Origin of the sequence: Amycolatopsis sp. FBCC-B4732, assembly GCF_023008405.1 — a bacterium.
GTDB classification, from domain to species: Bacteria; Actinomycetota; Actinomycetes; order Mycobacteriales; family Pseudonocardiaceae; genus Amycolatopsis; species Amycolatopsis pretoriensis_A.
Genome location: NZ_CP095376.1, coordinates 2,001,485 through 2,026,583, shown reverse-complemented (window position 1 = coordinate 2,026,583; position 25,099 = coordinate 2,001,485). Strand labels below are relative to the sequence as shown.

The window sequence follows — 25,099 nt, the reverse complement described above, 5'->3', positions numbered from 1 at the left end:
TCGTCCCCGGTGCGAGACCGGGACCGGGGCCGATGCTCGAGCCATGGACGCACCCTGGGCCGATGTGCACGAAACCCACATCGGCGCGGTCTTCCTCGTCGGAGACCTCGCCTACAAGCTGAAGAAGCCGGTCGACCTCGGTTTCCTGGACTTTTCCGCGCGCGGGACGCGCGAACGGGTGTGCCACCGGGAGGTCGAGCTGAACCGGCGCCTGGCCCCGGACGTCTACCTCGGCGTCGCCGACGTCACCGGTCCGGACGGCGAGGTCCGCGACCACCTGGTCGTCATGCGCCGGATGCCCGAGGACCGGCGGCTCTCCACGCTCGTCCGCGAGCGGGCGCCCCTGCACGTGACGACCCGGCGGCTGGCCCGGCAGCTCGCCGCCTTCCACGCCCGAGCCGCCCGTGGGCCGGAGATCGACGCCGACGAAACCCGCGACGCCGTCCGCGACCGGTGGCGGGACAGCTTCGAGCAGGTCCGGCCGTTCCACGACGACGTCCTCGGCGCGGCCACCGCCCTCGAGATCGAAGCCCTCGCCGAGGAGTTCCTGGCCGGCCGGGAGCCGCTGTTCGACCGCCGGATCGCCGGGGGACACGTCGTCGACGGGCACGGCGACCTGCTCGCCGACGACGTCTTCTGCCTCGACGACGGCCCCCGCGTGCTGGACTGCCTGGAGTTCGACGACCACCTCCGGCACGTCGACGTCCTCGACGACATCGCCTTCCTCGCCATGGACTTCGAGCGGCTCGGCGCTCCCGAACTGGGTGCACAGCTCCTGCTCGACTACCGCGAGTTCACCGGCGACCCCGCTCCCCCGGCGCTGGTGCACCACTACCTCGCCTACCGCGCGTTCGTCCGGGTCAAGGTGGCGTGCCTGCGCCACGCACAGGGCGACGCCGAAGCGGCCGCGCTGGCCCGCGACTACGCCGATCTCGCCGTGTGGCACCTGCGGCTGGGCCGGGTGCGCCTGATCCTCGTCGGCGGGGAGCCCGGCACCGGCAAGTCGACGATCGCCGGCGGCCTGGCCGACCGGCTCGGCGCCACGCTCCTGCAGTCGGACCGGCTGCGCAAGGAACTGGCCGGGCTCGAACCGGTCCGGCGGGCCGCGGAGGGCTACCGGCAGGGTCTCTACGACACCGGCCACACGGACGCGACCTACACCGAGCTCGTGCGCCGCGCCGGCGAGCTGCTGGCACTCGGCCAGAACGTGGTGCTGGACGCGTCGTGGACCGCCGCCCGGCACCGCGCACTCGCCGCCGAAGTGGCCGGCCGGACGGACAGCCCGCTGCTCGCCGTGCGCTGCGAGGCCCCGGAGGAGACCGCGGCGCGGCGGCTCACGACCCGGACCGGTGCCTTGTCCGACGCCACCCCGGAGATCGCGCACCGGATGGCCGCGGACGCCGACCCGTGGCCCGAAGCGCATCCGCTGCCCACGACCGGCAGCCCGGCCGAAACGCTCACGCGGGCATTGGCGGCGCTGGTGCCGGAACACCGAAAGTCCCCCGGCCAAAGGCATTCCGGCCCTCCCCGCGGCGCACCCGGCGGTGCGAGGGTCGAAGCCGAAGACACCCCCGATCCCGAGGCAGGCCGATGATGGAGCGAGGACTTCCGGACGACTTCACCGTCAAGACCGCGGTGGCGATGGCGGTCCGCGCGCCGTCGGTGCACAACTCCCAGCCGTGGTACTGGCGCATCGGGCAGAGCTCCCTGCACCTCTACGCCGACCAGGACCGGCTGCTGCGCGAAACCGACCCGGACGGCCGCGACCTGATCCTCAGCTGCGGCGCGGCCCTGCACCACCTCCGGGTGGGCTTCGCCGCTCTCGGCTGGGGCGCCGAAGTCCACCGGCTGCCGAACCCGGACGAACCCGATCACCTCGCCGCGGTCACGCTGCACCGGCACGACCCGGACCAGGACGAGATCGCGATGGCGGCGGCGATCCCGCGGCGGCGCACCGACCGGCGCCGGCACAGCTCGTGGACCGTGCCGCGCGGGCACCTCGAAGCCATGGCCAAGGCCGCCGCGCTGGAAGGCACGGTGCTGCAGGTCGCCGAGAACTCGGCGCGCTACTACCTGGCGACGGCGATCGAGGAGGCCTCGCGGCGGCACACCGGCGACCCGGCCTACCGCACCGAACTGGCCGCCTGGAGCGGCCGCCACATCTCGCCGGACGGCGTGCCCGCGCGGAACACCCCGGCCCCGGACGACACACCTGGCGCGCTGCGGAGCCGACCGTTCGCCGATCCCCTCCTCGTCCAGCCGCCCGACGCCAAGGCCGAGGACGACGAAACCGTGCTGCTGGTGCTGAGCACGGCGTCCGACGACCGGATGTCGCGCCTGCGCGCCGGTGAAGCGACGAGCGCCGTGCTGCTCACGGCCAACGCCTTCGGCCTCTCGTCCTGCCCGCTCACCGAGCCGCTGGAGCTGCACGACGTCCGCGAGTCCGTGACCGAGCACGTCACCGGCGGGTCGTTCCCGCAGATGGTGCTGCGCGTCGGCTGGGCACCGGCCAACGCCGACCCGCTGCCCGCGACACCGCGCCGCGACCTCGCCGACGTCCTGCAGCCGCTCGAAGCCGCCCCGAAGCATTTCCAGTCCCACTAGGAAAGGAGCCGTCATGCCGTACTGGCACACTCCCGCAGCCATGGGCTGGGTCGGTGGACTCGGCATGCTCCTGCTGATGGTGTTGATCCTGGCCGCCGTCGTGGTCGTCGCGGTCGTCTTGACCCGGCGGGGTTCGCAGCCCCCGGACCCGGCCGACACCGCCCGGCGGATCCTCGACGAACGGTTCGCCCGCGGCGAGATCGACCAGGAGGAGTACGAACGCCGCCGCGACGCCTTGACGCGGGCGAGCTGACCGTGCGCGCCCCGATGGTGTTCGTGGCGCTGGCGAGCGTCCTGGCTCTCGCGGGGTGCGGGACCGACCAGGGCGCGTCCCCGTCGACATCGCTCCCGGCATCGGTTCTTCCGGCGCCGGCGACCACCGCCACGGTCCCCGCGCCCGGAACGCACACGACCGCGCCGCCGCCGGCGACGCCGTCGTGTGCGGAAACCACCGGGTGGCGCACGGACGCACGCAGTTCCGAAACCTCGAGCCGGGACGCGCTCTACCTCGTGCGCTCCGGGCGGCACACGTGCTTCGACCGCGTCGTCTTCGACGTCAACGGGCCCGCCGAGGCCGGGTACGCGGTGCGGTACGTCCCCGTGGTGACCTCCGACCCGAAGGGCGACCCGCTGCCGGTTCCCGGTGGCGCCGCCCTGGAAGTCGTCGTCCGGGCGCCCGCGCTCGGCACCGACGACGCCGGGCACCAGCCCGGGCGCACACTGGCGGCGGTCGGGGACACCCTGGTGAGCACGCCGAGCTGGCCGGCCCTGCGTGCCGTCCGCTTCGCCGGCTCTTTCGAAGGCCAGTGCGCGTTCGCCGTCGGTGTGCGCGCGAAGCTGCCGTTCCGCGTCTTCACCCAGGCGGGGCCGGACCGGATCCGCCGGGTGGTCGTCGACATCGCCCACTGAGAGGACGTCATGGACCGGCTCAGCCCACTGGACGCGGCCTTCCTCCAGATCGAGGACGAAGACCCCAGCTCGTCATTGGCCATCGCCTCGGTGGCGATCGCCGAGGGCCCCACTCCCGCCCAGACCGAGTTCGAGGGGGCCGTGCTGGCGCGGCTGGCCGGAATCCGGCGCTACCGCCAGAAGGTGCGCACGGTGCCGTTCGACCTCGGGCCCCCGGCCTGGGTCGACGATCCCGCTTTCGACCCACCCGCGCACTTCGGCCGGGTCGCGCTCCCGGCACCGCACGACCGGGCCGCGCTGAGCGAACTGGTCGCCCTGCTGATGGGCGAGCGGCTCGAACGCGACCGGCCGCTGTGGGAGTTCTGGGTGATCGAAGGCCTGCCGGACGGCCGCTGGGCCATCCTGTCGAAGCTGCACCACGCCCTGGCCGACGGGCTCGCGGCGACCCGGTTGCAGACGGTCCTGTTCGGGGACGCGCCGGCCGACCCGGATCCGGGCGGCGAGGCTGCCGATCCGGGCGCCGTCGCACTGCTGCTGGACGCCGCCGGCTCGCTGCTGCGCACCCCGTGGGAGCAGACGCGCCTGGTCGCCCGTGAACTGCTGCACCCGAACCGGTTGGCCCGCCGGATCAGCGACGCCGCCCGCGGCCTCACCGCGCTGACCTCGGCCCTGCTGCCCGCGTCACCGTCCCGGCTGACCGGACCGCTCGGCCGCGACCGGCGCTACTCGACGGCTTCGGTGCCGCTGGCGGAGGTCAAGTCCGTCGCCCGGGCCTTCGACGTCACGGTGAACGACGTCCTGCTGGCCGCCGTCACGGGCGCATTCCGCGACTTGCTGCTGCAGCGCGGGGAAACACCCGCCGCCGACAGCGTGCGATCCCTCGTCCCGGTGTCCGTGCGGACCAGGACGGCGCTGGACAACGAGGTTTCGCTCCTGCTGCCGCTGCTGCCGGTCGACCTGGCCGATCCGGCGCAGCGCCTCATCCGGGTGCACCACCGCTTGGCCTCGTTGAAAGCGGGCCAAGAGGCCGCGGCCGGCGCGCTGCTCACCGCGACGGCCGCGCACGAGCCGTTCGCCCCGGTGGCGTGGGCGATCCGGGCGGCCGCCCACCTGCCGCAGCGCAACATCGTCACGGTGACGACGAACGTGCGCGGCCCGGCCGAACCGCTGTCGGCGCTCGGCCGGCCGATCGTCGAGATCTACCCGTACGTCCCGATCGCGCTGCGCGTGCGGGTGGGCGTGGCGATGCTCAGCTACGCCGGCCAGGTGACGTTCGGAGTGACGGCCGACGCCGACGCGGTGCCGGACACCGAGGTGCTCGTGAAGGCGATAGAGCGGGAGGTCCAGGCGCTGCGCGGAGCGGCTCGCTGATCTGCCGGCACCGTGCCGGCCGTTCAGCGGAATTCGGTATCGCCGAGCGCCAACTCGCCTCCAGCTCGACGCTCTGAAGGCACTCGCCGCTCGGCCGGGCCTACCCGTCGTCTACGACACCAACGATTTCTTGTCAGCCAGGCTGGTAGTGCCGCTGCGAGACCGATACCGGCTTAAGGATTCTGACCGGTGACCTCGCAATGCAACTGCGGGCGAGTCAAATGGGCAGCAAGACGTTGCACCTGCCCGAGGAGACAGCGCCCGCGACGCTAGGCCCGCGGCACACGGCTGACCTCGGCGAACTCCTTCGCCAGCGCGTCGACCAGAGCTTCCGGGTCCGGGATCAGCTTGCGATCGGTACCGAACCCGAAGCGCACTTCGCCGGCGTAGCTGAAGATGCAGATCGTGATCGCCTGGTGGCCGCTGCACGGTGCCCAGCCGACGATTCCCTCGACCCGCGCGCCGGCCAGGGTCATCGGGGTGCGCGGGCCGGGCACGTTCGTCAGGACCCCGACCGCCTTGCCGGCGAAGAAGCGGCTCGCCGGCAGGCCCAGCGCCGCCGGGCTCTGCGCGATCGCGTACTGCACGCCGAACGTCAGCGCGGGCTCGAACGAGTCGCGGATCCGGGCGACCCGGCGGTGGACTTCGGCGAGGCGCTCGGCGAACGTCCGGCGGCCGAGCGGCAGCTGCGCCAGCACCAGCGAAAAGTGGTTGCCCAAGTCCGCCGGCAGCTCGTCGTCGAAGGAGGACAAGCTCACCGGGATCAGCCAGCCGAGGTCCGACGGCTCCGGGCGGGCGGTGCCCTGCGCGGCGAAGTACCGGTCGAGCGCGCCGGCGACGAGTGCGGTGCAGACGTCGTTGAGGGTCGTCCCGGTTTCGTGGCCGATCCGGGCGAGCGTCAGCAGCGGGACCGGGTCGCCCCAGGCGGCGGTCTTCTCGACACCGGGTTCGCCGTCCCACACGCCCGTGGCCGTCGACGGCCCGAGCAGGTCACCCGCGCCGGTGGCGCTGTGCCAGAGCGTCGTCGCCGCGCCGGCGACCGTGTCGACCGCGCGCCGCGGCCCGCCGCTCAACGCCGAGGACACGAACCCGGCGACGGCCCCGGTCGCGCCCACGACGGCCGTCGCGCCCAGCACCGGCAGCGCCACCGCGGACTCCAGCACGGGATGCACCCGCGCCGCCTGCTGCTGCGCCTTCGCGCCGGTGTCACCGAGCACGCGCAGCACCGCGGCGCCGAGCCGGACCACCGGCTGGGCCACGGCTTCGCGGTGCGGCCCGGCGCCACCCACCTTGGCGTGCGGCGCGGTCTCGCCGTCGAGGGGGTCCAGCAGGCTGAAAAGGACCTGCGTGAGACGGATCCCGTCCGCCATCGCGTGGTGTGTCCGGCACACCAGCGCACTGCCTCCGCGATAGCCCCGCACCAGGTCGATGGTCCACAGTGGACGCCTCGGGTCGAGTGGCGCACCACGCCGGCCCGCGACGAACGCTTCCAGGGCCGCTTGGTCCGCCGGCTCCGGCAGGTCTCGCACGAGCAGGTGCTCGCCGAGGTCGAATTCCGGGTCGGTTTCCCAGGAGAGGCCCCGGCCGTGGGGCACGGGCCGCTGGAAGTACACCGGGTACCGGGCGAGCAGCCGGTCGGAGACGACCGACCGCAGCCGCGCCGGATCCACCGGCGTGCGCGTCCACAGCACCGAGGTGACGACCATGCGGTTTTCCGGCCGGTCCAGGTGCAGCCACAAGCTGTCCTGCGCGGGTATCCGGCGATGCGGTCCGGCGAGCTTTCGGGTGTTCGGCACGAGTTCACTGTCCGGCCTCGCCGGTTCCCCGAAAAAGGGCCGGAAGTCCTCCGCGCCCACGGCCGAGGGCCCTGCCTCGGTAGTCCACCGGCCCGCATCGTGGAGGCCTCTGCCGAAACCCCGGAGCATCGGAGGAAGTCATGTCCCCCACCCACGTCGTCGTGCTGGGCAGCGGGTTCGCCGGGCTGGAAACCACGTTCGCGCTGCGCGCGCTGGCGGGTCCCGAACACGTCCGGCTGAGCCTGGTGTCCGACCGCGACGATTTCTACTTCCGGCCCGACGGCAGCTACCTGCCCTTCGGCGCGGCCGAGGCACCGCTGCACCTGCCGCTCGCGAAACCGTTGCGGCGCCGCGAAGTCGACTTCCGGGTCGCGACCGCCGAGGGCGTCGATGCCGGACGAGGTGTCGTGCACACCACCGGCGGCCCGGTTCCCTACGACCACCTGGTCATCGCCACCGGCGCCGCGATGCGCCCCGAGGAGGTGCCCGGCCTGGCCGAACACGCGCACTCGGTCCGGACGCCGGGGCAGTTGCACGCGCTCGGCGAGCAGCTGCGGTGGGTCGCGCAGAACGCGCGGCACGGCCGGCAGCAGCAGGTCCTCTTCCTCGTACCGCCCGGCAGCAAGGGCGCGGAACAGCTGTACGAGATCGCGCTGCTCCTGGACGACTGGCTCCGCCACCGCGACGTCCGCGACAACGTCCAGCTCGCCTTCACCACCTCCGAGCAGAGCTACCTGCCGGCGTTCGGCCCCAAGCTGCACGACATCGTGGCCGCCGAGTTCACCTCGCGGGGCATCGACGGGCGCACCGGAGCCGCGCCCGACAAGATCCGCGAACTCGAGGTCGCCTACACCGACGGCACCACCCAGGAGTTCGACCTCCTCGTGGCGCTCCCGCCGCACGTCGCCGCTCAGCGCTTCGACGGGCTGCCCACCGACGACCGCGGGTTCCTCGTCTGCGACGAGAGCCGCCGGGAGGTGCTGGGGCACCCGGACGTCTACGCTCCCGGCGACGCCGGGGACTTCCCCGTCAAGCAGGCGTTCCTGTCCCTGCTGCAGGCCCAGGCGGTGGCCGGTCGGATCGCGGTGGACGCCGGCGCGCACCTGCCCGGGCCCGGGTTCGAGCCGATGGCCACGTGCCTGCTGGACATGGCGGGCAAGGTGGCGTTCGCGCAGGTCCCGCTTTCCCTTACGGGTGACCCCGCGCGGCCCGTGGCCGTCGACCCCGGGGCCCTCGACGCCTACCGCGCCGGCGCGTCGGTGGCCTGGCGGCCGGCCAGGAAGTTCCTCCGGACGTACGTGCTGGGCCGGTTCGGCGCCGGGCTGCCGGTGCACGCGGGGAGGGGCTGGGACACCGTCGCCTTCGGCACGCGCCACTGGGCCCGCTGGCTGACCCGGTGACCCGAAAGCCGTGAAGGCCGCCTTGAGGAACGTGAAGTTCCCCAAGGCGGCCTTCACGAACCACCGGTCAGCGGGGTGCCAGGACCGCGGGCTCGCCGTTGGGCACGACCTTCGCGGGGGTGGCCGCGGCTGCCTCGCGGGACAGGAACGAGCCCAGCTCACCGATCGTGCTCATCAACGGGGCCGGGAACACCACCGTGCTGTTGTGGTCGACGCCGATCTCCATCAGCGTCTGCAGGTTGCGCAGCTGCAGCGCCAGCGGGTGCGCCATCATCGTGTCCGACGCCGCGCCGAGCGCCGCCGCGGCCTGGGCCTCGCCTTCGGCGTTGATGATCTTGGCGCGCTTCTCCCGCTCCGCCTCGGCCTGCTTGGCCATGGCCCGCTTCATCGTCTCGGGCAGCTGGATGTCCTTCAGCTCGACCAAGGTGACGTCGACACCCCATTCGGAGGTGGTCACGTCGAGGATCTGCCGGATGTCCGAGTTGATCTTGTCCGTTTCCGCCAGCGTCTCGTCGAGGGTGTGCTGGCCGACCACCTTGCGCAGCGTCGTCTGGGCGATCTGGTCGATCGCCGCGTGGACGTTCTCGATCGCCACCACCGACTTCACCGCGTCCACCACGCGGAAGTAGGCGACCGCCGAGACGTCGACGCTCACGTTGTCGCGCGTGATGATGCCCTGCGACTGGATCGGCATCGTCACGATCCGCAGGGAAACGCGGCGCAGCACGTCGATCACCGGGATGATGAACCGCAGCCCCGGCTCGCGGACCCCGACGACGCGGCCGAGCCGGAACAGCACGCCCTTTTCGTACTGCTTCACGATCCGGATCGACAACGCCAGCAGGACGATGACGACCGCGGCGATGATGAGCCAGACGGTCATGACGCGACTCCCTTCGTTCGGATCGGGGCGCCCCGACCGGTCGGAGCGGCCCGCGGTCATCAGGTCGACGACCGTTTCCTTCGTCAGCTCGCCGGCCCCGTTCCGCCAAGCGGCCGACCAGCTCCAGCACGACCTCGGTCTGCTGCACGCCGAGCGCCGCGGTCGGCTCGTCCATGATCACCAGTTTCGAGTGCCACAGCACGGCTTTCGCGATCGCCACCGCCTGGCGCTGGCCGCCCGACAGCGACCCGACCGGCTGGCGGACCGACTTCACCGTCGTCACGCCCAGGCTGTGCAGGGTCTCCTTCGCAGCCAGCTCCATGGCATCCCCGTCGAGCGTCACGCGACGCCGCTTTTCCCAGCCCAGGAACATGTTCTGCGCGATGTCGAGGTTGTCGCAGAGCGCGAGGTCCTGGTAGACCGTCTCGATCCCGAGCGCGGCGGCGTCGCGCGGGGTGCGGATGCGCACCGGCCGCCCCTGCCACGCGAACTCCCCGGCGTCCGGGACGTGGATGCCGGCGATGCACTTGATCAGCACGGACTTGCCCGCGCCGTTGTCACCGACCAGCGCGGTCACCTGCCCGGCCGGGACGTCGAGATCGACGCCGGCCAGTGCCTGCACCGGGCCGAACTTCTTGGTGACGCCCCGGATCCGCAGCAACGGCGCCGGGCCGGCCGGGACCTCGACGCGCTGTTCGGCGATGACGGTCACGGCGGGTTCAGGGCTTTCCCGCGACGAACCCGGCCAGCTGCTTGCCGAGGGGACTGTCCGGGGTGCGCGCGGGCGGCGGGATCACGGCCACGGGGCAGGTCGCGTGCCGCAGGCAGGCGCTGCTGACCGAGCCGGCGAGCACCTCGCGCAGCTTGCCCTTGCCGTGGCTGCCGACCACCAGCATGGTGGCGTCCTTCGCCAGGTCGACCAGGACTTCCGCGGGATCGCCGGTGGGGGCCGAGCACTGCGCGGGCACGCCTGCGTGCTCCTTCGTCACCGCGGTGACCAGCTTTTCGAGCTCGTGCACGTGCGCGCGCCGGGCTTCGGCGAGCGTGCGGTTCACCGAAGCGTCGTCGAGCATGGCGTCGTAGGTCCAGACCGTCACGACCTCCAGGTCCGCGCCGCTGGTCTCGGCCTGCCCGACCGCCCAGACCAGCGCCGCCGTCCCGGCGTCCGAGCCGTCGACGCCGACCACTATCCGGCCGCTCACAGGTGTTTCCGTCATGGCGACACTCCTTTCCACCCACCAGCCAACGCCCCCCGCTCGCCGGGCGAAGCTGCCGTTCTGCCCGACCTGCGAGGACCAAGTGCCCTACGAGCGGGGACCGCGGGTGCCGAACCATCACTGAAGACGCCTCGACGACAGGGAGAAGCAGATGACGGTACGGCTCGGGATCAACGGCTTCGGGCGGATCGGGCGCGACATCCTCCGGTGCGTGCTGGAAACGCCGGACAGCCCGATCGAAGTGGTCGCGGTCAACGACGTCACGTCGCCGGAGATGCTGGCGCACCTGCTCGCGTACGACTCCACCTACGGGCGGCTGCGCATCCCCGTCGAGGTCGTGGACGGCGAAGCGCTGCGCGTCGGGGACCACCTGATCCAGGTGGGCGCGAAAGCCGAGCCGGCCGAGCTGCCGTGGGGCGAGTACGGCGTCGACGTCGTCGTCGAGTCGACCGGCAAGTTCCGCACCCGTGCGGCCGCCGGCGCGCACCTGGCCGCGGGCGCCAAGAAGGTCGTGATCTCCGCGCCCGGGAAGGACGTCGACGCGACGATCGTGCTCGGGGTGAACGAGGACGACTACGACCCCGCGAAGCACCACGTCATCTCGAACGCCTCCTGCACGACGAACTGCGTCGCGCCGATGGTGAAGGTGCTGCACTCCGCGTTCGGCATCCGCCGCGGCCTGCTCACCACCATCCACAGCTACACCGGCGACCAAGCCCTGCTTGACCGCCCGCACAAGGACCCGCGCCGCGCGCGGTCGGCGGCGGTCAACGTGGTGCCCACCAGCACCGGCGCCGCGAAGGCGATCGGCCTCGTCCTGCCGGCCCTCGCCGGCAAGCTCGACGGCGTCGCCGTGCGGGTCCCGGTCGAGGACGGTTCGCTGACCGACCTGACGGTCGAGCTCGAGCGCCCGGTCACCGCGGAGCAGGTCAACCACGCGTTCGCCGAGGCCGCCGACGGCGACCTCAAGGGAATCCTCCGCTACACCGAAGCCCCGGTGGTTTCCCGCGACATCATCGGCGACCCGGCGTCGTGCGTGTTCGACGCCGAGCTGACGAAGGCCGACTCGCACCTCGCGAAGGTCTTCGGCTGGTACGACAACGAGTGGGGCTACGCGACCCGCACGGTCGAACTGGTCGAGCTCATCGGACGCTCGCTCGGCTGACGGCTCCGGGCGCCCCCATTCGTCGGCCGCGGTCCGGCAGTGCGCCCCAAGGCAACTTGCCACGCGCGAGGCCGGCGGCCTCGGGTGCCTGCCGGTGGTGCGGCCCGGCGGGCACCCGTTCCCATCAGTCCGGGGAAACGATGTCCGCGGACAACGGGGCGACGGCGCCGATGATGCTCTCCGCGGTCTCTTCCGGCACACCGGCGGCGAGCAGGGCATCGGTCAGGTACTTCGCCACGAGGTCGAAGTGGTGCCGGCCGATACCGCGCCCGCGGTGCACGTCCTTCATGGACCGGCCGCGGTACTCGTCGGGCCCGCCGAGCGCGGCGGCGAAGAACTCCACCTGCCTGCCCTTGAGCCGGGACATGTTCGTACCCCTGAAGAACGCGGCCAGTTCTGCGTCGGCGAGGACGCGTTCGTAGAAGTCGCCGACCACGGCGGCCAGCGCTTCCTGGCCGCCGATCAGCTCGTAGGTGCTCGTCACGTCGCCTCCCTGTCGTGGTGGTGACGATCAGGGAAGCGCGCCGAGGTTTCCCGGACGTAAGACCACGATCACCCGCCGGTTAGCTGTTTCCCACCGACCCTCACATCCGGCGACGGCGGCTGCCGAACACCATGGCCAGGCCGGCGGTGAAGGTCACCGACCCACCCAGGGCGAGCCAGCCGACACCCACACCCGTCGCGGCGAGGTCGCCGGTCGCGGGACGCACCGTGGCCGCGGGCGAGACCGGCTGAGCCGCGTCGCCGGGAGGGCGGTTCACCACGGGCGCCGGGTCCGGGTCGGGCTGGTCGGGTCCGGGCCGCACCACGACGAGCTGCGGCCGGCCGGTCCCGTCGTCCCCGCCGCGGACCAGGAAGATCGGCGGATCGCCGTAGTAGCCCCGCCACGGGCCCACCAAGCCGAGGTCGTAGCGGTCGGCGGGGAGGTCGGAGAACGCGAAGAGCCCGTTCGCGTCGGCCACCGCGCGTGCCACGATCGCCGCGCTGACCTGGTCGCGCAGGTACACCTTGACTCCCGGGACCGCCTTGAACCGCACGGTGCACCCGCACTGGAAGTCGGGCGTGACGAGGTCGCCGACCACCTTCGACGCGCGAGCGCCGGGCACTCGGGCCGTCGCCACCACCTGCACCATGGCGTACCAGTCGGGCGGCCCGATCCAGCAGTGTCCGTCCAGGTACCCGGCGGTCAGCGCTTCCGCGTCGACCGGGACCGAAACCTCGAAGTCCCGCGACGACGCGGCCGGGATCGTCGCTCCGGGGCCGGCCGGGTCGAGCTCGCCCCGGTCGACCGGCGCGCCGTTGCTCGCCCAGCAGTTCGCGGTCAGGCCGGGCACCGGGCCCCGGCCGCGGTTGACCACCGTGACGGTCATCCGGGCGGTGTCGCCCGCGGCGTACGTGAGCGCCGAAAACCGCGCGGAGCCGGTCAGCCACCCGGTGATGTCGTACGCGCCCCGCACCACCACGTCGGGTTCGCCGATGCCGTCCACCGTGACGGGAACGACGTCGAAGGTCCACTCGGAGGAAGGCGCGGAGACCGACCAGGAACCGGCGAGCAGGTCGTGGAAGGCGAAACGGCCCTCGCTGTCGGTCACCGCGTCGGCGGACCAGCCCGGCGGCGAGCCCCAGGCGTGGACGCGCAGGCCGGCGAGCGCCTCACCCGGGTCCGGCTGGTGGTTGCGGTTGACGTCGCCGTAGGCGGTGCCCGTGAAGCCTCCTCGCACCACCGTGATCGGGGCCGTCACCGTGACGGAGTTGTCGGCGGGGTTCGCGTCGGGTTCGGCGGAGGTGACTTCGACGGTCAACCGCACCACGCCCGCACCGAGGTCCTCGATCCAGGCGAAAGCCGTGCCCTCGGCCGTCTGCCCCGGTGTGAGGGAAAACTCCCGGCCGGGGAAGCCGTCCCAGGAGTGCGCCGACAGGGTGCCGGTGTCGGCCAGCCGCACGCCGTTCGCGGTGGCGCTTCCCGCGTTCGCCACCGTCGCACTGGCGACGACCGGATCGCCGGCACCGTAGGAGGTCCGATCGAGCACCACCGTGAGCCGCAGGTCGGGCTCGTCCGGCGCGGACGCGGGCACCGACGTGGCCGCCACAGCGGACTTCGAAGGCGCCGGCGAACTGGGCGTGGGCCCTTCCCCGGCGAACACCGGACCGGCCGGCACGCCCAAGGACAGCGCGGCCGCCACCGTGACCGCGGCGGCCGCCCGAGACAGCTGGAGCATGGGTCGTCCCTTCCCGCAGTGGTGACCTTCAGGTGAAGATGATCTGACCGCCCGCCGCGAGGTCGTAGAACTCGCCGACGGTGATGATGCCGTTCACCTGGTCGATGAAGTCGGACTTCGCCATCCCGAACAGGTCCACCGACGCCTGGCACGCGTAGAGCCCCGCACCGGTGTCGGCGATCATTTCGACGAACTCCGGGATCGGCGGGATGTCCAGCGCGTCCATCTTGCGCGCCAGGTAGTGCGTCATCACCGACGACAAGCCGGGCAGGCCGCCCGCCCACGTCGCCAGGTGCAGGCCGGGGTTGCCGACCGTGGCGAGTTTGATGTGCTCGTGGCGGGCTTTGTGGATCGCGTCCAGGCCGAAGAAGGTGAAGAACAGGTTCGCCTCGATGCCCTCGGCCCGAGCGCCGTTCGCCATGATCAGCGCCGGGTAGATCCCTTCGAGGGAGCCCTTCGACACGATGATGGAGATCTTTTCGATCTTCTCGGTCACGATGTGCTCCTGTCTCAGATGCAGCCGCGCGGCTTGGGGATCCCGGCGATGCGGGCCGCGAGCTTGGCCGGCCCCTTCGGGAACAGCTGGTAGAGCTCCTTGACCGGCACCCCGGACGTCTTGCCGAGGACGCGGACCGTCGGGCCGGTACCCTTCTCGGCGAACTCGGCGCGGACGAACTTCAGCACCTGCCAGTGCCGTTCGCCCAGCTCGCCGACGCCGGCGTCGGCGGCGATCGCCGGCGCCATTTCCTCGCGCCAGAGAGCGGGATCGGTGAAGAACCCCTCTTCGTTCACGGGCACCTCGGTACCCGCGTAGACCTTCGTGGACATGGTTCTCCTATCGTCGCGCGGCTTCCGGGAAGCGCTTGCCCGCGCGCGGCATCGCGCTCGACACGCCGGGCAGGTCCCGGCCGGGGAGCAGGCTGTGCCAGTAGAGCCACGAGAACATCAGCTTCCCGAGGTGGTTGAGCCGCGACTCCTTGAGCAGCGGCAGCCCCGCGTCCGCCGGGTAGTGCCCGGGCAGCGGTTCGGTGTCGTAGTTGAAGTCGATGAGCAGCGCCTTGCCGAAGCCGCTCTCGATGAAGCAGTTCGTGTGCCCGTCGAAGCTCGCGTCGAGCGGCCTGCCGTCCAGGAACTGCCCCACGTTGCGGGCCAGCACCTCCCCCTCGAAGTGCGTGACCGAGCCGGCCTTGGACGTCGGCACCGATGCGGCGTCCCCGAGGACGAAGATGTTGTCCTTCACCTGGGAACGCAGGGTGTGCTCGTCGGCGCGGACGAACCCGAGTTCGTCACCCAGGCCCGGTGACCGGTCCACATAGGACGCTCCGCCGTGCAGGGGGACGACCACCGCCTGGTCGAAGGCGACCTCACGGCCGTCGAAGGACACCAGCCTGCCGTCGGCTCCGTCCACCTCGCCGGTGGTGAACTCGGTGACCAGTTCGACGCCCTTCGCTTCCAGGATCCCTTCGAGCGTCCGCGCGGCCACGGGCTTGGTGAACGCGGCGTCCAGCGGCGTCACGTACGTCAGCTCGACCCGGTCGCGGATGCCGCGTTCGGTGAAGAACCAGTCGGCCAGGAAGCAGAACTCGAGCGGCGCGACCGGGCACTTGACCGGCAGGTCGATGACGTTCACCACCAGTTTGCCGCCGTCGAACGCCGCGAGCGCCGACGCCAGGCCGACGGCACCGTCGAGGTCGTAGAACGTGTCGACGTGCCCGCGACAGCCCGGGCCGGTGAGCCCTTCGGTCTCCTCCGGCATCAGCCGGGCGCCGGTCGCGATCACGAGTGCGTCGTAGCCGAGCTCGGTGCCGTCGGCCAGGTGGACGCGGTCGGCCTCGAGGTCGACGCGTTCGACTTCGCCGCGGTGGTAACCGATCCCGTCGGCCAGCTGCCGCGGGCGCGAGCGCACGAGGTCATCGGCGTCGGCCATGCCGAACGGCACGAACAGCAGCCCGGGCTGGTACACGTGGTCGTCGTCCCGGTCGACGACCACGATCCGCGCGCCGTCGCCGTAAGCACGGTGCAGGCGGTTCGCCGCGAGGGTCCCACCGGTTCCACCACCGAGGATCACGATGCGTTTCATCACTTCGCTCCCGTCAGCGCGGCTCGACGGCCGCGCCGTCGTCTTGGGTGTACTTCATGCGGTTGCGCACCGCGACCACCCCGGGTACCGCCCCCGTCAGCCACTCGGCGCGCTCCACCTCGCTGCGCCGGTCGATCACCCCGCTCAGGGTCACGACACCGTCGACGACCTGCACGGCCACCGTCGACGGGTCCGCCCAGATGGAGCGCTGCAGCACCTCCCGCTCCACGGTCTCCTTGATCTCGTCGTCCGGCCGCAGGAAAGCGCGCAGGACGTCGCGCCGGGCGAGAACGCCGACCAGGTGGCCGGCACCGTCGACGACGTAGAGGCAGCGCAGGTCCGCCTCTACCAGCCGACGGGCCGCGCCGGCCGCCGGCTCGTCCTTGCCCACCGTGGGCACGCGCCGGGTCATCAGCTCTCGCGCGCTCAGGCCCTGGGCCTTGGTCCACACCCGGCGCTTGCGGAACACCGGCTGCGGCCGGTGCGCATCCCGGCCGTGGCGGGCCAGCAGATCGCTCTCGCCGACGACGCCGACCGGGCGCCGGTGCTCGTCGACCACGGGGATCGACGCGATGCCGTGGTCGGCCAGCAACGAGACCAGCTCCTTGAAGGACGTCCCGGGCGCGGCGGTCACGACCGGCCGGGTCATCAGGTCGGACACCAGCGGACCGCGCATGGCACACCTCCGTCTAAGGGCTTCGACCGCACACTAGGAACGCGGTGCCGCCGCCCGCCGCGGGCGACGGTCCCCGGGCGAGAGGTCTTTCGCCCCTTTGCCCGTGGCCTCGGCCGCCCTTGGCTGGAGGACCGAGGAAAGGAGCAGTCCGATGAGTGACCACAAGCGGTGGCGTGAGCTCGACACCCGGCAGCGCGCGGGGATCCGGGCCGCGGCGAGCGTGCAGTTCCTGCTGGCCGCGGCCGCCTGGTGGGACCTGGCCCACCGGCCCGCCGAGCGGGTCCGCGGGCCGAAGTGGTTGTGGGCCCTGGTGATCGCCGTGAACTTCGTGGGTCCGGTGCTCTACTTCGCCCGGGGCCGGGCCACGACGACCGGGCAGAGCGCGTAGGACATCAGCGCCTGGCTCGTCGATCCGAGGGCCAGGCCGCTGAACCCGCCCCGGCCGCGGCTGCCGGCGACCAGCAGCTGCGCGCGGTCGGCGAAGTCGAGCAGGCGTTCCGCCGGGCGCCCGGCGACGACCTCGCGGTCGACGGGTACGTCCGGGTACTTCTCCTGCCAGCCGGCCAGTCGCTGGGCGAGCAGCTCGTGCCCGTACTGCCCGGCCCGCTCGCCCGTGTCCCACCATCCGTCGCGGCGGCAGTGCACCGCGATCAGCCAGGCACCCCGCCAGGACGCTTCTTCGAACGCGGTCGCGATGGCCTCCTCGCTTGCCGGGCTGCCGTCGACGCCGACCACCACCGGCCCCTCGCTGGGCGGTTCGTCCTCACCCGCGTGCGGGCGGACCACGGCCACCGGGCACCGCGCGTGCGCGGACAGTGCCACCGTGACCGAGCCGAGCAGGATCCGGCCCAGCGGCCGGAGACCAGGCGTGCCCAGCACGACCATCGCCGCGTCGGCGGACTCGGCCACCAGGGCGTCCGCGGGCTGCTCGGGTCGCAGCACCGTCTCCACGCGGACACCCGAAACGGCGTCGCGGGCCTCGGCCAGCAAGGCACGGCTCTCCCCCGTGGCCGCCTCCAGCAGCTGCTCGTACCCCGGATCGTTCCTCGGGAAGGGCGCGGGCAGTCCCGGCAGCGCGCGGACCAGCCGGATGCCGAGATTCCGTTCGCGTGCGACGCGCGCGGCCCACCGGACCGCCGCGAGGGCTCCGGCCGAACCGTCGACGCCGACCACGAGTTCCGTGCCGCTCATCCGCTTCCCCTTTCGTCACCGGGAAGTCAACCGGCCGAAGCCGCCGGCGGCACGAGGCTTCGGCCACCTCCCGGGAGGACTTCGGTCCTTCCCGCGCGGTCCCCGGCGATCGGCGCCCAAGGGCCTCCCGGCCGGGGACCTTCGGCCCCAGAAACCGCCGGGGTACCGGCAGAAACTGACCCCAGCACCGAAAAGAACGGAGGTTTCCCCATGTCCGTCCGACCGGATGAGAAGAAGACCACCCCGGTTCACCGGGCCACCGAGCCGGCGCCGATCCCCGATTTCGTCGCCGGACCCACCATCGCCGGGAAGTCCCTGGCCGTCCTGCGGGTCGCCACGGGGTTCATCTTCCTGTGGGCGTTCCTGGACAAGCTGTTCGGCCTCGGCTACGCGACCCCGTCGAAGGGCGCGTGGCTCAACGGCGGTTCGCCGACCAAGGGCTTCCTGAGCGGCGTCCACGTCGGCCCGTTCGAGTCGATGTTCCACACCTGGGCCGGCACCTGGTGGGCCGACTGGCTGTTCATGCTCGGCCTCGGCGCGATCGGCCTCGCCGTGATCGCCGGCGTCGGACTGCGGCTGAGTGCCGTGGCCGGCTCGCTGATGATGCTCATGATGTGGGCCGCCGAATGGCCGCTCGCCCAGAGCATGAGCACCGGCGAGGCGACGCACTCCACCAACCCGATCGTCGACTACCACATCATCTACGCGCTGATCCTCATCGCGCTGGCCGCCGCTTCGGCCGGGAACACGTGGGGATTCGGCCGCCGCTGGGCCGAGCTCGCCGGCGACCGCAAGTGGCTGCGCTGAAAGCGATCCGTTCCACGGGCGCCCGCCGACCGGCGGGCGCCCGTTCCGCTGTTCCGGTGACGAAGGAGAAGAAATGAAGGCACTCGTGTACGACGGCCCCGGCCGGCGCGGCTGGACCGACCACGCCGAGCCGGAAATCACCGCGCCCACCGACGCGATCGTCCGCGTCGACGCGGTCACCATCTGCGGCACCGACCTGCACATCCTCAAGGGCGACATCCCCGAGGTCGAGCGCGGCCGGATCCTCGGCCACGAAGCGGTCGGCACGATCGTCGAGGCCGGGTCCGCCGTGACCGCCGTCAAGCCGGGCGACAAGGTCCTGGTGTCCTGCATCTCCGCCTGCGGCCGGTGCGAGTACTGCCGGATCGCGGCCTACGGTCAGTGCCTCGGCGGCGGGGGCTGGATCCTCGGCCACACCACCGACGGCGTCCAGGCGGAGTACGCACGCGTCCCGTTCGCCGACACGTCGACGTACGTGCTGCCGTCCGGGGTGAGCGACGAGTCCGCGCTGATGCTGGCCGACATCGTGCCGACGTCGTACGAGGTCGGCGTCCGCAACGGCGGCGTCAAGCCCGGCGACACCGTGGTGATCGTCGGTGCCGGGCCGATCGGGCTGGCCGCGATCACGAACGCGCAGCTGTTCTCCCCCAGCACGATCGTCGTGGTGGACCGGGAACCCGCCCGCCTGGACGCGGCGAAGTCGTTCGGCGCGGACCTGATGGTGCGACCGGAAGACGCGGCGGCCGCGGTGACCGAGGTGAGCGGCGGCCTCGGCGCGGACGTCGCGATCGAGGCGGTCGGCGTCCCGGAGACGTTCGAGCTGTGCGCGAAGCTGGTCCGCCCGGGCGGGCACGTCGCGAACGTCGGCGTCCACGGTGCCCCGGCGACACTGCACCTCGAAGAACTGTGGATCAAGAACGTCACGATCACCACCGGGCTGGTCGACACGTCCAGCACGCCGATGCTGCTGCGGATGCTCGCGGCCGGCCGGCTGGAGACGAGCCGGTTCATCACGCACCGGTTCGGGCTCGACGAGATGGACGAGGCGTACGACGTCTTCGCCCACCCGCAGGACAGCAACGCGCTGAAGGTCGCCCTGTTCCGCAGCTGAACCACGATGCGGCCACCACCCCTGTCGGGTGGTGGCCGCATCCGGGTGGTGGCCGCTTTCGGGCGGCGCAGGGAACGTCATGAAAGAGTCGTTCACCGCGCCCGGCGAGGTGAACGAGTCGTTCATGACGTCCGGCGACGTGGCCCCGGCCGAGCCGGATCGGCGCGGCCGGTCCTCCGCCCGCAAGGGCATACGAAGGGGGCCACCGTCCGGTTCGGACGGTGGCCCCCTTCCGCGCCCCATCAGACGAGGGGCCGTTTCCGGCTGAGCAGCCCGGTCGGCCCGGGCGGTACCGGCGACACGCCGCGGTCGTCGAAGTGTGCCCGCAGGGTCTGCCGGACCTCCACCACGCCGTCCACCCGGCGGATCAGGGCCACGATGACCGGGATCATGCTCTCGCGTTCGACGGTGCCGTTGAGCGTCACGATGCCGTTGTGCACCGCGACGTACAGCGCGGACGGGTCGAGCGCCATCTCTCGCAGGAGCACCTCGTCACGGACCTCGTCCCGGATTTCCCCGTCCGTGCGCAGGAACACGCGCAGCAGGTCCGACCGGGACACGACGCCGGCGAGCTTGCCGGCCTCGTCCACCACGGGCAGACGGTGGAAGTGGTGCTCCTCCAGCAGTTTCGCGGCGACGGCGACGTCGTCGCCGGTCCGCACGACCACCGCCGGGCTGGTCATCAGGTCGGCGACGAACGCCGCGCCGGCCTTCCGCTTCGCCTGGCGCGAGCCGGGCTTGAGCAGGCCGTGCGGGGCCTCGCGCTCGAGCAGGTCGCCCTGCGAGACGACCCCGAGCACCTGTCCGTCTTCGTCCACCACCGGCGCCCCGCTGATGTTCCACGAGGCCAGCAGGACGGCGACCGCCTTGAACGGCGTGTCCGGTCCGACCGTGGCGACGTCGGTCGTCATGACCGCACCGACTTTGCGGCGACTGGGCATCTTGATCTCCTTCACAGCAGCGGCCCGGGGTAGTAGGTGCCCACGGGCTCCCCGGCGGGCGCCTTCTCCGGCTCCGGGACGGTCCGCGCCGGGATCACCACCACGGGGCAGCTCGCCTCCCGCAGGCAGTGCTCGGCGACCGAGCCGACGAGCAGCTTGAGCAGCCGGCCGCGGCCGTGGCTGCCGAGCACGAGCATCGCCGCGGTCTTCGACGCCTCTTCCAGCGCCACCGCGGCCGAGTGCTCGACCAGTTCCGCCCGGATGGCGATGCCCGGGTGCCGGGCCCGTACCTCGCCGAGGACTTCGTCGAGCTGCTGCCGCTCGCGCTCCGCGACCGTCTGCGGGGTTCCGGCGACGGCCGCACCGAGGTCGTAGGCCGGCTCGAACGTCCAGGCCCGCAGCGCGACGACCTGGCGGCCGCTTGCCGCGGCCTCCGCCGCCGCCCAGCGCAGGGCGGCCACGCTGACCGCCGAATGGTCGACACCGACGACGATGTCGCCCTGGTTTGCCGTGGTCATTTCGGTTTCACCTTCCTCTGTCTCAAGAACGGGTCTTGCGGTCCTGCTCCTGGAGCCACTCCTGCTGCCACCGGGCGTAGCGGAAGCGGTCGAGGGCGAACACCGTGATCCGGTAGCAGGCCGCCAGCAGGACCAGCGCGCAGATCCACAGGCCGAGCCCGACGCCCGCGGCGTCGATGACGACCGCCGCGCCGCTGAGCGGCGGGTCCACCGGCGTGCCTTCGCGGCCCACCCAGATCGTGAACTGCGCCCCCTTGAGGGTGCCCTCGTCGGCAACGACCTTCCCGACCCGTGGCGTGCCGTCGGGGAGCGTCCACGTCGCGTCGGTGGGCTCGCCACCGCCGGCGGCACCGGAGCGCGAATTGACCGTGATGGCCGGCCCGTCGGCGAGCAGTGTCGCGGTCACCGGCGTGCGCTCCCCCAGCTGCTGCGCGGACTCCCCCTGTTGCCGCACGTAGGTTTCCGAACCGACGCTGGCGGCGACCGGCAGCGCGGCGAGCGCGAGCAGCACCGCCAGGACGCCGACGGCGGCCTGGACGCGGTCCGAGGCGCGCGCCACCGAACCGCGCCGGGGCAGGACGGTGTGCCACATCCGCGCGAGCGGGTTCGACGACGTGCTCATGGTTCCTGCCCCTTCGGTGCCGGAAGTCGTTCGCGCGTCCAGCTTCGCGGGCTTTCGAGCCGGGCCGAAGAGGCCTTGGACCCCGGCCCGGAGCCCCTCGGCGGGCGGGCCGGGGACTTAGGACCCTGTGCTCCCCGCGGGCGGCGCGAGATCGTCGGGGCAGCCGAAGGAAACGGAGCGAACACCATGCGCGCACGCGACATCATGTCCACCCCGACGTTCGCCCTCGCGCCGTCGGCGACGCTCGAGGAAGCCGCGGAAATGATGACCTCGCGCGGGTTCACGACGATGCCGGTGGTCGACACCGACGGACGGCTGCTCGGCCTGCTGTCCGAAGTGGACATATTGCGGGCGCCCGGACCGGCCGGGGATCCGGACTCCGGCGTCGTGCTCGACGGCCGGCAGCGCACCGCGGGCGCGGTCATGCGCACGTCCGGTCTGGCGGTACCCGCCGACACCGACGTGCGCGAGCTGGCGCGGCTGATGACCGACGCCGGGGTCCGGTCGGCGCCGGTCGTCGAAGACGGGCACGTGGTCGGCATGGTCACCTTCCGGGACGTGCTGCGCGCCCGGGGCGTCAGCTCGCCGGCACGTCCGGCCCGGTCCGGTGGGTCAGCACGTCGCCGACCGGACGACGGGCGGTGAGCCGGGTCGGGTAGCCGTAGCCGATGCGCAGCAGGGTGTGCGGCTGCCCGAGCCCGGCGAAGAGCCCGACGAGCGAATCGCGCGTCCGCGAGGTCTCGAACGGCTGCGACAGGAACGACGTCGCCAGCCCTTCCGCGGTCGCGGTGAGCAGCACCCGCTGCATCGCCATGCCCGCCCGGACTTCCGCGTGCGGCCCCCGGTCGCGGGTCAGCACCGCACCGAGCAGCGGCTCCTGCTCGTACTCGCGGTCCGGCAGCTCGGGGTTCTCGTGCGAGGCACGCAGCGAGACGATCCCGGGGCTGTGCGGCGGCGGACCGGACGCGATCTTCGGCACCCCGTCGGGACTTCCGGGCTCGCGGTGGGTCCAGAACGCGGCCTCGGCCTTGAAGTCGAAGTCGTCGGCCTGCAGTGCTTCGGCCTGCCGGACCAGCGACGCGACCGGCGTGTAGCGGCCCGAGGCGTCGAGGTACTCGATCTGCCCGCCCTCCTGCAGCGCCGCGGACTTGAGCGCGGTCCGCACCGCGGCGGGCACCTCCTTGTCCAGCAGCGGACGGCGGTTGGTGTGCCGGCGGAACACGGCTTCGGCGAGCTTGCGTTCGGTCGCGGAGGCCTTCTCGTTGCCGTCCAGCCGGATCACGGCGACCAGGTCGGGCTCGGCCGGGTCCGGCAGCAGCCGCACGACGGCGGCGAGCCCGTTGGCGCGCAGGCAGATCTGCAGGTTGAAGGCGGCCGCACCGCAGGCGAGCCGGGCCTCCCGCCCGTGCGGGTCGGCGACGGGGAGCACGCGTTCGCGGTCCAGCCACACCTCGATCACCTCGTGCTCGACGACGAACCGCCAAGGCTGGGTGTTGTGCGGCGACGGCGCGCGCACGGCCGAGGCGAGCGCCTGGTCGAACACGTCGGGCAGTGGTCGGCTCATCGTCGGGCTCCGGTTCCTGAGGGACTGGCACACCCAGCATCACCGTCGCCCACCCCTCGCGACGACGGCCTCGCGTCACGTCTCGGAGGGACCAAAGGCCTTCGGAGTGCGCGTGACCGGCGCCGGCTTCCCCGGATCGCGGGATGCTCGACGACGGCACGCGGAGGTGGCCCATGGATCGGCGGCCAGTGCACGAGCAGTGGGACCAGGACCGGGCCGCCGTCCACGAACCGGCGGCCACCGCCGAGCTGCGCCGGCCGTCCGCCGGAACCCGGTGGACGAACGGCCAGCCGGTGTTCCACCTCGTGTTCGGCTACCAGATCGTGCGTGCTGTGCTGGTCCTGGTCCGGGTCTTCGGCAGGCTGCCGGACTCCGTGAGCCGCCGGTTCGCCGCCGCGTGGCTCGACCACATAATCGCTTCGCTGCACCGGAGCCTGGAGCGTGCCGCCGAAGCCGATCTCGGACGCGGGATGCACTACCCGGACCGCTGGGACCCGTCTTCGAGCCGTACATGACGTTGGCGGACATCTACCGCTACCCGGCACAGCACTTCGCCTTCCACCGGCAGCAGCTCACCCTCGACCGGTAGCGGCTCAGCAGAGCACCCGCTCACCGTCCGCCGGAACCACCGCGCACCAGCCCGCCTCGGCGTGCAACGCCTTCGCCAGTGCCGACGACGGCTCCTCCGCCCCCTCGACGACGAACGCCGTCTCCGGGGCCGGGGTCGCGCTCGCCCACTCCAGGACCTCCGCCGGCCCGGCGAACTCACCGGTTCCGCCCAGCGACGTCACCTCCGCCCGGACCGGCACGTACCGGCCGTGGATCTTCAGCTGACGGGCCCCGCCGGCGAGCTCGGCGGCCCGCGTCCCCGGCACCGGGTGCCCCAGCAGGACGACGCCGTTGCGCGGATCCGGCAGCAGGGTTTCCAGCTGCCGCAGCACGCGACCGGCGTCGGCGGTCTCCAGCCCGGCCACGATGAGCGACGACCGGTCCGGCATCCGCTCGGCCAGCGAAGGCGGCACGCCCACCACACCGTCGCGACGGACTTCGTGCCACCGTTCGGCCGCTGCCCGCCGGTGGACGTCGATCCCGGCCGAGCCCGCCGGGCTGTCCAGCAGGACCGGCAGCCGCGGGAGCTCCCGGGCCGCCATGAGGTCCCGCACCATCGTCAGCACCAGTTCGGCGCCGCCGGCCGCGGACACCGGGACGACGACACTGCCGCCTCGCCGGACCGCGCGGTGCACCGCCGCCGCGAACCGGCCGGCCAGGTGGCCGTCGCCGGGTGGCCCCGGGGCGGCCAGCACGAGGACGTCCGAGCGCGGCCTCGGGTCCGGTGGACGCAGCAGCGGGTGGCCGGCGGCGCCGAGCGGGCCGGCGAACAGCACCGACCGGCCGGCGGCGCGGACCCGCACCCACGCGGCCCCGAGCCGCCCGCCCGCGCGGCCGAACTCGAACTCGGCGCCGTCGAGCCGGCCGAGCGTGCCGAACTCGACCGGCCGCACGAGCGCGACCGCCCGGGTGACGTCCGCCGCCCGGAACGGTGGCAGCGCGGGGCCGAACGGGCTCCGCTCCGCGTCCTCGGCGAACTGCGCGGCGGCGTCGGCCAGCACGATCGGGAGCAGCGCGGCCGTCCCGGGCGTCGCGAACACCGGGCCGTGCCAGCCTTCGGCGACCAGCTGCGGCAGGAACCCGGCCTGCCCGAGGCCGGCGCCCGGCAGGATGACCGCGTCGGCCGTGTGCAGCTCGTCGGGGCCGGGCGAGAAGTTGCGGCGCCACCGGGCATCCGGGCCGGCGAACAGCCCGCACCCGATCACCAGCTTCGCGTCCGGCGTCTCGAGGAGGTACCGGGCGCAGCCGTCCCCGCCCAGGAAGGTCAGCACCGGAGCGGGACGCGTGGTGGCACGATGCCCGGTCAGGTGCAGCTTCCCCGGCCAGGGGCTGGTGCGGTAGCGCGCGGACGCGCGGCGGGCGGCGCTGAGCGCGGCACCGCGAGAACCATCGGCCATCGGTCTTTCCCTTCCGGAG

General features: G+C 72.6%; 27 protein-coding genes and 1 pseudogene. 12 read left to right on the top strand and 16 right to left on the bottom strand.

Going from position 1 to position 25,099, the window contains the following annotated elements; genetic code table 11:
• The first annotated feature begins 43 nt into the window (after positions 1–43).
• The 5 genes from MUY14_RS08670 to MUY14_RS08650 are packed head-to-tail and all read left to right on the top strand — an operon-like array spanning position 44 to position 4,884.
• Positions 44–1,594, top strand: coding sequence for a bifunctional aminoglycoside phosphotransferase/ATP-binding protein (locus MUY14_RS08670; RefSeq protein ID WP_247022322.1), 1,551 nt, complete (start codon positions 44–46; stop codon positions 1,592–1,594).
• Positions 1,594–2,604, top strand: a complete 1,011-nt coding sequence (locus MUY14_RS08665; RefSeq protein ID WP_247025084.1) for an Acg family FMN-binding oxidoreductase — start codon at positions 1,594–1,596, stop codon at positions 2,602–2,604. Before MUY14_RS08670 ends, MUY14_RS08665 begins: the two co-directional genes overlap by 1 nt.
• Positions 2,605–2,617: 13 nt before the next feature.
• Positions 2,618–2,857: an SHOCT domain-containing protein gene (locus MUY14_RS08660; protein WP_247022321.1), complete on the top strand. Its 240-nt coding sequence runs from the start codon at positions 2,618–2,620 to the stop codon at positions 2,855–2,857.
• A 2-nt stretch (positions 2,858–2,859) separates the two neighbouring features.
• Positions 2,860–3,513, top strand: coding sequence for a hypothetical protein (locus MUY14_RS08655; RefSeq protein WP_247022319.1), 654 nt, complete (start codon positions 2,860–2,862; stop codon positions 3,511–3,513).
• A 9-nt stretch (positions 3,514–3,522) separates the two neighbouring features.
• On the top strand, positions 3,523–4,884 hold the full coding sequence (locus tag MUY14_RS08650; protein WP_247022317.1) for a wax ester/triacylglycerol synthase family O-acyltransferase: 1,362 nt from the start codon (positions 3,523–3,525) through the stop codon (positions 4,882–4,884).
• Between the two features lie 269 nt (positions 4,885–5,153).
• On the opposite strand, the gene MUY14_RS08645 is transcribed toward MUY14_RS08650, so the two are convergent.
• Positions 5,154–6,680, bottom strand: a complete 1,527-nt coding sequence (locus MUY14_RS08645) for a WS/DGAT domain-containing protein (protein WP_247022316.1) — start codon at positions 6,678–6,680, stop codon at positions 5,154–5,156.
• Between the two features lie 140 nt (positions 6,681–6,820).
• Between MUY14_RS08645 and MUY14_RS08640 the strand changes: the two genes are divergently transcribed.
• A complete protein-coding gene (locus MUY14_RS08640; protein ID WP_247022315.1) occupies positions 6,821–8,080 on the top strand; it encodes an NAD(P)/FAD-dependent oxidoreductase in 1,260 nt (419 codons plus the stop codon).
• 67 nt (positions 8,081–8,147) lie between these two features.
• Here MUY14_RS08640 and MUY14_RS08635 read toward each other — a convergent pair whose 3' ends face one another.
• The 3 genes and pseudogenes from MUY14_RS08635 to MUY14_RS08625 all read right to left on the bottom strand — a co-directional run bounded on the left by MUY14_RS08635 (position 8,148) and on the right by MUY14_RS08625 (position 10,180).
• Entirely contained in the window at positions 8,148–8,963 is an 816-nt protein-coding gene (locus MUY14_RS08635) for a slipin family protein (RefSeq protein WP_247022313.1), read from the bottom strand.
• 94 nt (positions 8,964–9,057) lie between these two features.
• Positions 9,058–9,666: pseudogene (locus MUY14_RS08630) on the bottom strand (ATP-binding cassette domain-containing protein); the annotation flags it as partial.
• A 16-nt stretch (positions 9,667–9,682) separates the two neighbouring features.
• On the bottom strand, positions 9,683–10,180 hold the full coding sequence (locus tag MUY14_RS08625) for a universal stress protein (RefSeq protein ID WP_247022311.1): 498 nt from the start codon (positions 10,178–10,180) through the stop codon (positions 9,683–9,685).
• Positions 10,181–10,331: 151 nt separating this feature from the next.
• Between MUY14_RS08625 and gap the strand changes: the two genes are divergently transcribed.
• Positions 10,332–11,345 carry a type I glyceraldehyde-3-phosphate dehydrogenase gene (gene gap, locus MUY14_RS08620; RefSeq protein WP_247022309.1) on the top strand — a complete coding sequence of 338 codons (1,014 nt, stop codon included), beginning with the start codon at positions 10,332–10,334 and terminating at the stop codon, positions 11,343–11,345.
• Positions 11,346–11,469: 124 nt separating this feature from the next.
• Here the strand turns inward: gap and MUY14_RS08615 are convergent, their stop codons facing one another.
• From MUY14_RS08615 to MUY14_RS08590, 6 genes are all read right to left on the bottom strand, one after another.
• On the bottom strand, positions 11,470–11,829 hold the full coding sequence (locus tag MUY14_RS08615; protein WP_247022308.1) for a group 1 truncated hemoglobin: 360 nt from the start codon (positions 11,827–11,829) through the stop codon (positions 11,470–11,472).
• A gap of 100 nt (positions 11,830–11,929) precedes the next feature.
• Positions 11,930–13,564 carry a DUF11 domain-containing protein gene (locus MUY14_RS08610; RefSeq protein ID WP_247022307.1) on the bottom strand — a complete coding sequence of 545 codons (1,635 nt, stop codon included), beginning with the start codon at positions 13,562–13,564 and terminating at the stop codon, positions 11,930–11,932.
• Between the two features lie 28 nt (positions 13,565–13,592).
• A complete protein-coding gene (locus tag MUY14_RS08605; RefSeq protein ID WP_247022306.1) occupies positions 13,593–14,060 on the bottom strand; it encodes a DsrE/DsrF/DrsH-like family protein in 468 nt (155 codons plus the stop codon).
• 14 nt (positions 14,061–14,074) lie between these two features.
• Positions 14,075–14,392 carry a TusE/DsrC/DsvC family sulfur relay protein gene (locus MUY14_RS08600; RefSeq protein ID WP_247022305.1) on the bottom strand — a complete coding sequence of 106 codons (318 nt, stop codon included), beginning with the start codon at positions 14,390–14,392 and terminating at the stop codon, positions 14,075–14,077.
• A 7-nt stretch (positions 14,393–14,399) separates the two neighbouring features.
• On the bottom strand, positions 14,400–15,644 hold the full coding sequence (locus MUY14_RS08595; RefSeq protein WP_247022303.1) for an FAD/NAD(P)-binding oxidoreductase: 1,245 nt from the start codon (positions 15,642–15,644) through the stop codon (positions 14,400–14,402).
• A gap of 13 nt (positions 15,645–15,657) precedes the next feature.
• Positions 15,658–16,320, bottom strand: coding sequence for a CBS domain-containing protein (locus MUY14_RS08590; protein WP_247022301.1), 663 nt, complete (start codon positions 16,318–16,320; stop codon positions 15,658–15,660).
• Positions 16,321–16,471: 151 nt separating this feature from the next.
• On the opposite strand from MUY14_RS08590, the gene MUY14_RS08585 reads away from it, so the two are divergent.
• Complete coding sequence (locus tag MUY14_RS08585) at positions 16,472–16,708, top strand: PLD nuclease N-terminal domain-containing protein (protein WP_247022300.1); 237 nt, start codon at positions 16,472–16,474, stop codon at positions 16,706–16,708.
• Here the strand turns inward: MUY14_RS08585 and MUY14_RS08580 are convergent.
• A complete protein-coding gene (locus MUY14_RS08580) occupies positions 16,663–17,511 on the bottom strand; it encodes a universal stress protein (RefSeq protein ID WP_247022299.1) in 849 nt (282 codons plus the stop codon). The two genes, MUY14_RS08585 and MUY14_RS08580, sit on opposite strands and share 46 nt — an antisense overlap.
• 210 nt (positions 17,512–17,721) lie before the next feature.
• On the opposite strand from MUY14_RS08580, the gene MUY14_RS08575 reads away from it, so the two are divergent.
• Both MUY14_RS08575 and MUY14_RS08570 read left to right on the top strand, forming a co-directional pair.
• Entirely contained in the window at positions 17,722–18,318 is a 597-nt protein-coding gene (locus MUY14_RS08575) for a DoxX family membrane protein (RefSeq protein ID WP_247022298.1), read from the top strand.
• A gap of 73 nt (positions 18,319–18,391) precedes the next feature.
• Positions 18,392–19,429 carry a zinc-dependent alcohol dehydrogenase family protein gene (locus tag MUY14_RS08570; RefSeq protein ID WP_247022296.1) on the top strand — a complete coding sequence of 346 codons (1,038 nt, stop codon included), beginning with the start codon at positions 18,392–18,394 and terminating at the stop codon, positions 19,427–19,429.
• A 242-nt stretch (positions 19,430–19,671) separates the two neighbouring features.
• On the opposite strand, the gene MUY14_RS08565 is transcribed toward MUY14_RS08570, so the two are convergent.
• Genes MUY14_RS08565 through MUY14_RS08555 form a run of 3 tightly spaced genes read right to left on the bottom strand, consistent with a single transcriptional unit; the run spans position 19,672 to position 21,510 of the window.
• Positions 19,672–20,370: a CBS domain-containing protein gene (locus MUY14_RS08565; protein ID WP_247022294.1), complete on the bottom strand. Its 699-nt coding sequence runs from the start codon at positions 20,368–20,370 to the stop codon at positions 19,672–19,674.
• Positions 20,371–20,381: 11 nt separating this feature from the next.
• Complete coding sequence (locus MUY14_RS08560) at positions 20,382–20,888, bottom strand: universal stress protein (RefSeq protein WP_247022292.1); 507 nt, start codon at positions 20,886–20,888, stop codon at positions 20,382–20,384.
• Positions 20,889–20,910: 22 nt separating this feature from the next.
• Positions 20,911–21,510 (bottom strand): hypothetical protein, encoded by a 600-nt coding sequence (locus MUY14_RS08555; RefSeq protein ID WP_247022291.1) that lies wholly within the window; start codon positions 21,508–21,510, stop codon positions 20,911–20,913.
• Positions 21,511–21,696: 186 nt separating this feature from the next.
• Between MUY14_RS08555 and MUY14_RS08550 the strand changes: the two genes are divergently transcribed.
• Positions 21,697–22,155: an HPP family protein gene (locus MUY14_RS08550; RefSeq protein ID WP_247022290.1), complete on the top strand. Its 459-nt coding sequence runs from the start codon at positions 21,697–21,699 to the stop codon at positions 22,153–22,155.
• Here the strand turns inward: MUY14_RS08550 and MUY14_RS08545 are convergent.
• Positions 22,088–23,074 (bottom strand): Acg family FMN-binding oxidoreductase, encoded by a 987-nt coding sequence (locus MUY14_RS08545; protein WP_247022289.1) that lies wholly within the window; start codon positions 23,072–23,074, stop codon positions 22,088–22,090. The two genes, MUY14_RS08550 and MUY14_RS08545, sit on opposite strands and share 68 nt — an antisense overlap.
• Before the next feature lie 173 nt (positions 23,075–23,247).
• Between MUY14_RS08545 and MUY14_RS08540 the strand changes: the two genes are divergently transcribed.
• Positions 23,248–23,589, top strand: a complete 342-nt coding sequence (locus MUY14_RS08540) for a DinB family protein (protein ID WP_315863264.1) — start codon at positions 23,248–23,250, stop codon at positions 23,587–23,589.
• 78 nt (positions 23,590–23,667) lie between these two features.
• Here the strand turns inward: MUY14_RS08540 and MUY14_RS08535 are convergent, their stop codons facing one another.
• Positions 23,668–25,080 (bottom strand): MBL fold metallo-hydrolase, encoded by a 1,413-nt coding sequence (locus tag MUY14_RS08535; RefSeq protein ID WP_247022287.1) that lies wholly within the window; start codon positions 25,078–25,080, stop codon positions 23,668–23,670.
• Positions 25,081–25,099: the final 19 nt, after the last annotated feature.

Coding starts and splice junctions, on each gene's coding strand:
- MUY14_RS08535 (WP_247022287.1), bottom strand. CDS start 25,080: ATGGCCGATGGTTCTCGCGGTGCCGCGCTCAGCGCCGCCCGCCGCGCG.
- MUY14_RS08575 (WP_247022298.1), top strand. CDS start 17,722: ATGTCCGTCCGACCGGATGAGAAGAAGACCACCCCGGTTCACCGGGCC.
- MUY14_RS08585 (WP_247022300.1), top strand. CDS start 16,472: ATGAGTGACCACAAGCGGTGGCGTGAGCTCGACACCCGGCAGCGCGCG.
- MUY14_RS08570 (WP_247022296.1), top strand. CDS start 18,392: ATGAAGGCACTCGTGTACGACGGCCCCGGCCGGCGCGGCTGGACCGAC.
- MUY14_RS08550 (WP_247022290.1), top strand. CDS start 21,697: ATGCGCGCACGCGACATCATGTCCACCCCGACGTTCGCCCTCGCGCCG.
- gap (WP_247022309.1), top strand. CDS start 10,332: ATGACGGTACGGCTCGGGATCAACGGCTTCGGGCGGATCGGGCGCGAC.
- MUY14_RS08565 (WP_247022294.1), bottom strand. CDS start 20,370: ATGCCCAGTCGCCGCAAAGTCGGTGCGGTCATGACGACCGACGTCGCC.
- MUY14_RS08670 (WP_247022322.1), top strand. CDS start 44: ATGGACGCACCCTGGGCCGATGTGCACGAAACCCACATCGGCGCGGTC.
- MUY14_RS08625 (WP_247022311.1), bottom strand. CDS start 10,180: ATGACGGAAACACCTGTGAGCGGCCGGATAGTGGTCGGCGTCGACGGC.
- MUY14_RS08610 (WP_247022307.1), bottom strand. CDS start 13,564: ATGCTCCAGCTGTCTCGGGCGGCCGCCGCGGTCACGGTGGCGGCCGCG.
- MUY14_RS08595 (WP_247022303.1), bottom strand. CDS start 15,644: ATGAAACGCATCGTGATCCTCGGTGGTGGAACCGGTGGGACCCTCGCG.
- MUY14_RS08545 (WP_247022289.1), bottom strand. CDS start 23,074: ATGAGCCGACCACTGCCCGACGTGTTCGACCAGGCGCTCGCCTCGGCC.
- MUY14_RS08600 (WP_247022305.1), bottom strand. CDS start 14,392: ATGTCCACGAAGGTCTACGCGGGTACCGAGGTGCCCGTGAACGAAGAG.
- MUY14_RS08660 (WP_247022321.1), top strand. CDS start 2,618: ATGCCGTACTGGCACACTCCCGCAGCCATGGGCTGGGTCGGTGGACTC.
- MUY14_RS08580 (WP_247022299.1), bottom strand. CDS start 17,511: ATGAGCGGCACGGAACTCGTGGTCGGCGTCGACGGTTCGGCCGGAGCC.
- MUY14_RS08555 (WP_247022291.1), bottom strand. CDS start 21,510: ATGAGCACGTCGTCGAACCCGCTCGCGCGGATGTGGCACACCGTCCTG.
- MUY14_RS08560 (WP_247022292.1), bottom strand. CDS start 20,888: ATGACCACGGCAAACCAGGGCGACATCGTCGTCGGTGTCGACCATTCG.
- MUY14_RS08590 (WP_247022301.1), bottom strand. CDS start 16,320: ATGCGCGGTCCGCTGGTGTCCGACCTGATGACCCGGCCGGTCGTGACC.
- MUY14_RS08540 (WP_315863264.1), top strand. CDS start 23,248: ATGGATCGGCGGCCAGTGCACGAGCAGTGGGACCAGGACCGGGCCGCC.
- MUY14_RS08640 (WP_247022315.1), top strand. CDS start 6,821: ATGTCCCCCACCCACGTCGTCGTGCTGGGCAGCGGGTTCGCCGGGCTG.
- MUY14_RS08665 (WP_247025084.1), top strand. CDS start 1,594: ATGGAGCGAGGACTTCCGGACGACTTCACCGTCAAGACCGCGGTGGCG.
- MUY14_RS08635 (WP_247022313.1), bottom strand. CDS start 8,963: ATGACCGTCTGGCTCATCATCGCCGCGGTCGTCATCGTCCTGCTGGCG.
- MUY14_RS08650 (WP_247022317.1), top strand. CDS start 3,523: ATGGACCGGCTCAGCCCACTGGACGCGGCCTTCCTCCAGATCGAGGAC.